Origin of the sequence: Absicoccus sp., assembly GCF_034090965.1 — a bacterium.
GTDB lineage: Bacteria > Bacillota_I > Bacilli_A > Erysipelotrichales > Erysipelotrichaceae > Absicoccus > Absicoccus intestinalis.
In genome coordinates, this window is record NZ_JAXDRQ010000012.1 from 1 (window position 1) to 4,882 (window position 4,882).

Annotated in this window: 3 protein-coding genes and 2 tRNA genes; 3 read left to right on the plus strand and 2 right to left on the minus strand. The window is 38.6% G+C overall.

Features of this window, described 5'->3' with window-relative positions; translation table 11 throughout:
• Positions 1 to 141 precede the first annotated feature (141 nt).
• Together SOS22_RS02165 and mnmA are read right to left on the minus strand one after the other, a co-directional pair.
• Complete coding sequence (locus SOS22_RS02165) at positions 142 to 2,271, minus strand: ATP-dependent RecD-like DNA helicase (RefSeq protein ID WP_320596202.1); 2,130 nt, start codon at positions 2,269 to 2,271, stop codon at positions 142 to 144.
• A complete protein-coding gene (gene mnmA / locus SOS22_RS02170) occupies positions 2,261 to 3,466 on the minus strand; it encodes a tRNA 2-thiouridine(34) synthase MnmA (RefSeq protein WP_320326154.1) in 1,206 nt (401 codons plus the stop codon). The genes SOS22_RS02165 and mnmA overlap by 11 nt, the downstream gene beginning before the upstream one ends.
• Positions 3,467 to 3,526: 60 nt before the next feature.
• On the opposite strand from mnmA, the gene SOS22_RS02175 reads away from it, so the two are divergent.
• The 3 genes from SOS22_RS02175 (at position 3,527) to SOS22_RS02185 (ending at position 4,881) form a co-directional block, all read left to right on the plus strand.
• A tRNA-Leu gene (locus tag SOS22_RS02175) sits at positions 3,527 to 3,614 on the plus strand.
• 86 nt (positions 3,615 to 3,700) lie between these two features.
• Entirely contained in the window at positions 3,701 to 4,759 is a 1,059-nt protein-coding gene (locus SOS22_RS02180) for a hypothetical protein (RefSeq protein ID WP_320596203.1), read from the plus strand.
• A gap of 47 nt (positions 4,760 to 4,806) precedes the next feature.
• A tRNA-Thr gene (locus tag SOS22_RS02185) sits at positions 4,807 to 4,881 on the plus strand.
• Position 4,882: the final 1 nt, after the last annotated feature.

Here is a 4,882-nt window from a genome sequence, read left to right on the forward strand (position 1 = left end):
TCTTTCCTGATTGATAATCCAATACAGCTTGTAGCTTTTGTTCAAATGTATATTTGGCTTTTCGTCCCATAATAAAATCCCCCAAAAGCAGGGCAGTACATTTTGTGTATTTGTACTGTCTACTTTTAGGGGATCATATCATTATTCACTTTCCGCTTTTCGATGTTGTAGAGCTTGTTTGAGGCTCGTTTGACGAATATGACGTTGTTTGGTTTTGACACTACTTTCAAACAAACTTTGTTGACCGATGATAAATAATTCTTTTTTAGCTCGGGAAATGGCTGTATACAACAAGCGTTGATTGAGCATGCGTGCACTGATTTTATCCACTACACAAATGACCATCGGATATTCACTGCCTTGTGATTTATGAATACTGATGCAATAGGCATGTTTAAGATAATATAAAATATCACTGTCAAAATCGACAACGTTTTCCCCAAAATCGACACTAACACAATATTCTTTTTTCTTTGTTTCGATCGCAAGGATCGTACCAATATCGCCATTATAGACATTATCATCAGGCAGATTCTTTAATAACATGACTTTGTCATTTTCACGAAACGTAGTCGCGCCAACGTGTAATTCCGCTTTATTTACAGCTGGTGGATTTTTCAGGTTTTGCATCGCAATGTTGATTTGATCGATTCCCGCACCACCATGATACATGGGTGCTAAGATTTCAAAGGCATCTAAGGCATAATTTTGAGTGATGCTTAAAAGAGTGGGTATGATATTTTCGGTAGGTTGTTCGATAAAGGTTACACCATCTTCATAGGTACAATTTTGTTCCGTACGAATTTGATTGGCAAGAGTAACGATACCACTGCCATTGGCTTGTCGAAAAATTTTCTCCAAATGGATGATCGGGAAAAGATGACTATCAATGATATCTTTGAATACTTTTCCGGGTCCGACACTTTCTAACTGGTTTTCATCGCCAATAAGAAGGATGCGACAATGTGGTTCTAGTGCTTTTAATAAAGCGGCAAAAATATGGGTATCAACCATACTGAATTCATCCACAATTAAAAAATCAGCATCAATGGGATCGTCTTCGTTCATTCCGAATGTGTTATCTTCCATATTCCATTTCAATAAAGAATGGATCGTTTTGGCGCTGTAACAAGATAAACGGGCTAGTCGTTTAGCCGCTCTGCCGGTTGGTGCACAAAGCTGGATATTGGCATCGGGATAAAAGTCTTGGCAGAGTTCCAGAATACCTTTCACTATCGTTGTCTTTCCAGTGCCTGGACCGCCGTTGATCAACATGACCGAATTTTGAAAAAACGTAAAGATGGCTTGTTTCTGCATGCTTTCATAGGTGATTGCGTTTTCAAATTCAATGGCTTTGATTTTATCATTGATCGTATCGACTTCAATTTCGTCAATTGGTATAGAATGAGATACCAGGATGGAACTGATCCATTGTTCCTCTTCATAGAGATGATATGGATAGATGCGATCATTGACAAGCCGAATGATTTCTTTTTGGGCCAAACGATTAACGGAGTCAATGATGTTTTGTTGGTCAATTTGTGATAAATATGCAACCAACCAAGGCAGAGTGATGTATGTATTTCCTGTTTTTAGAATGATCTGGCCGATGGTTTCGTGCATATATGCATCTTGACGACGCTGATCTTTGGCCGGAATTTCCATGCCATTTGCGAGCTTACAGGCACTTTTATATCCAAATCCATGAATTTCATAGTAAGGACGAAAACAATTTTTTTCGATCACATCCATGACGTCTTCATAGTGTTCTTGCAACAAAGTAATGCGCGTTTGATCCAATCCCCATTGCATCAATTGGGCATAGGTTTGTGAAAAGCCATCAAAATCCTGGATACCTTGGATGATGATTTGTTTGCGTTTATGGTTTAACTTAGGAATGGAATCCAAACAACTTGGATCTTCTTTGATTTGGTTTAAACAATCTTCGCCCAATGCATCGACGATATCTTCAGCGGTTTTTTTACCGATGGTAGGAAATGCATCGCTACTCAAGAAACGAACGATGGCTTCGCTTGTATTGGGGAGTTTCTTTTGCGCTGAGAAGATCTGAAATTGTTTGCCATAGCGAGGATGTGTTACATATTGTCCATTTAATTCATAAATTTGGTCTTCTAAAGGCCCATCGATCATTCCTGTGGCTGTAAAGACGTGATAGGTCTTGGTTTCTGAAAATTGGGCAACAACATAGTGGTTGGTTGGATTTTCAAAGATCACGTATTGAAGTTTGGCTTCCAACACTTCAGTGGGCATGAGTCGACTCCTGATAACGATGTATGATTGTTTGATTTAGATCGTTGCCATCTCGATATACTTCTTCAATGACGCCACCACCTAAACAGATAGTACCATCATAGAAGACCGCTTCTTGACCACAAGTGATGGCCGATATCTTCTGGGGATAATGGACCATGACGGTTGTATCATCTATTCGTTCTAAATGGATGTCTTGATCGGGCTGACGATAGCGGAATTTTGCCGTACAATCTGCAGGAATCGGATATGCGTCATCGACAAGCCAGTTGACGTTTTTGACCAGACATGAATCACTATATAACCAGCCTTTATGGGTCGTATGACAAACGAAAAGAATATTTTTTTCAACATCTTTACCAACGACAAACCATGGTCCTTTTACATGGTCAATATGCAATCCTTTGCGTTGGCCAATGGTATAATATAAAACACCAATGTGCTCGCCAACCGTTTCCAGTGTATCAATATCCACAATCTTTCCGTTTTGACTTGGTAGATAATTGGTTAGAAATTTACGGAAATCTCGTTCACCAATGAAACAAATGCCAGTACTATCTTTTTTGGTTGAGACACTATCCAATTCTAATTGTTTTGCGATTTTTCGTACTTCAGGTTTTTCAATGGTGCCCAAAGGAAATAATGTTTTTTGAAAGGCTTCTTTATTGACTTGACAGAGAAAATACGTTTGGTCTTTATTATGATCAGCAGCGCGACTCAAGTATTTGAATCCATGGTCTTCTGTAGTTGATGCATAGTGTCCTGTTGCGACTGCATCAAAGCCATGTTCCATCGCATATTGAAAGAAAGAGTCGAATTTGATGTATTTGTTGCAGAGAATATCTGGATTTGGAGTACGGCCTTTGGCATATTCGTTCAAAAAAGTTTGGAAGACATGATCCCAATATTCTTTGATATAATCGACCCGTTCTAGGGGAAGGTCGAGTTTGTTTGCAACGGCTTGTGCATCCAAATAATCTTGTTCTTGTGGACATGTAGGGTCTTGAATGGTAGGATTGCCAGCAATGTCATTATTGGCAAAGCTATCCCAATTTCGCATAAAACAACAGGTGACATCGTGTCCTTGTTTCTTGAGTAGATAGGCAGCTACCGCTGAGTCGACGCCACCGCTTAATCCAAGTAGTACTTTCATTGTCCAAATCCTCCTTGTGTATTTAATTATACGCAAATTCATAAAATAAACAAAATTTTTGCTTGCAAGTATGAACAACATGTTGTATTATAAATGAGCGATGCCCGAGTGGTGAAATTGGTAGACGCAGTGGACTCAAAATCCACCGAGTGATGAGCTCGTGCCGGTTCGAGTCCGGCCTTGGGCACCATGTAATAAAGAAACGAGCAATGCTCGTTTTTTTTATGCCGTTTTCGATATACCTATGGTAAAATAAAAATCATTAAGAGGATCAAAATGGAGCAGAAGAAAAAGAATAGTAAGAAGGAAAGTGCTATTGATCGTTTGCGTGAATCACAAGAAAGGCTCGATCAATTGGATGTTCCTGATTTCACAACCAAATCAATATCGTTTGATCAAGGGGATCAATCGTTAAAATATATTCAAAAAGTTATCAATGAAAATAAAGATAAAGAAGCAACAGTGCCTGTTGAATCAACAAGGGTGATCAAAAAAATCAAATCTAAAAAGAAAGAGGAGACGGATAAAGATTTATCTTTGACGGATACACTGATTCGGATGGGCGCAACGGGACGGGTCAAATTAAAACGGACATTGTACCAGGAAAATGAAAAAGAAGAATCGAAATTAACTGAGCATCAAAAAAAATCAAACTCGTTTAAATTTCGACTCATTGTCTTTTTATGCATTGTTTTAGTAATTGCTGGATTGTTGGTAGGCTATGCCTATAAGACCATAATTTATGATCCACAACATTTAGTCACACAATCGATGGAAAAGACATATCAAACGTTGCAAGGCTATGCGGATGAATGGAGCATGTCTTCCGATACAGAAAAGAGTGAATTGTTGAATTATCAAAAGAAATACGATCAATTGACGGATGAACAAAAGACCAATATCAATGCGTATTTTAAAGAGCAGACCGGAAAGAAATTAACCACTATTTTTACGGATCTAAAAAAGGCAAAAGCACAACAAGAAGCAGATCGGTTGAATCAGTTATCCACGTTTATTAACAATTGGGCTACATATACAGAAGACCAGAAAGCAACGATTGTTTCGTATGAAGATACATACGATAGTTTAACCAAGACCGATAAGCAACAAATTGACACACTTTGTCAGCAAGTATCCACAAAAACATTTTCGCAGTTGTGTAAATCGTATCGTAATTATTCAACATCGGATACCACTTCCTCACAACAAACGGATACTTCAGCGGATGCATCCAGCGATGTTACCGATTCATCTAGCTATACAGATACAACAATGCAAGATGATACATCTACGGATAGCAGTTATTATAGTGGAAGTTATGATACGGGTTACTAATTTTATCTTGAAATACTGTCCGGTTTCATGTATTATTATGAACAGATGCCGGAGTAGCACAGCGGTAGTGCAACGCATTCGTAACGCGTAGGTCGGAAGTTCAAATCTTCTCTTCGGCACCAT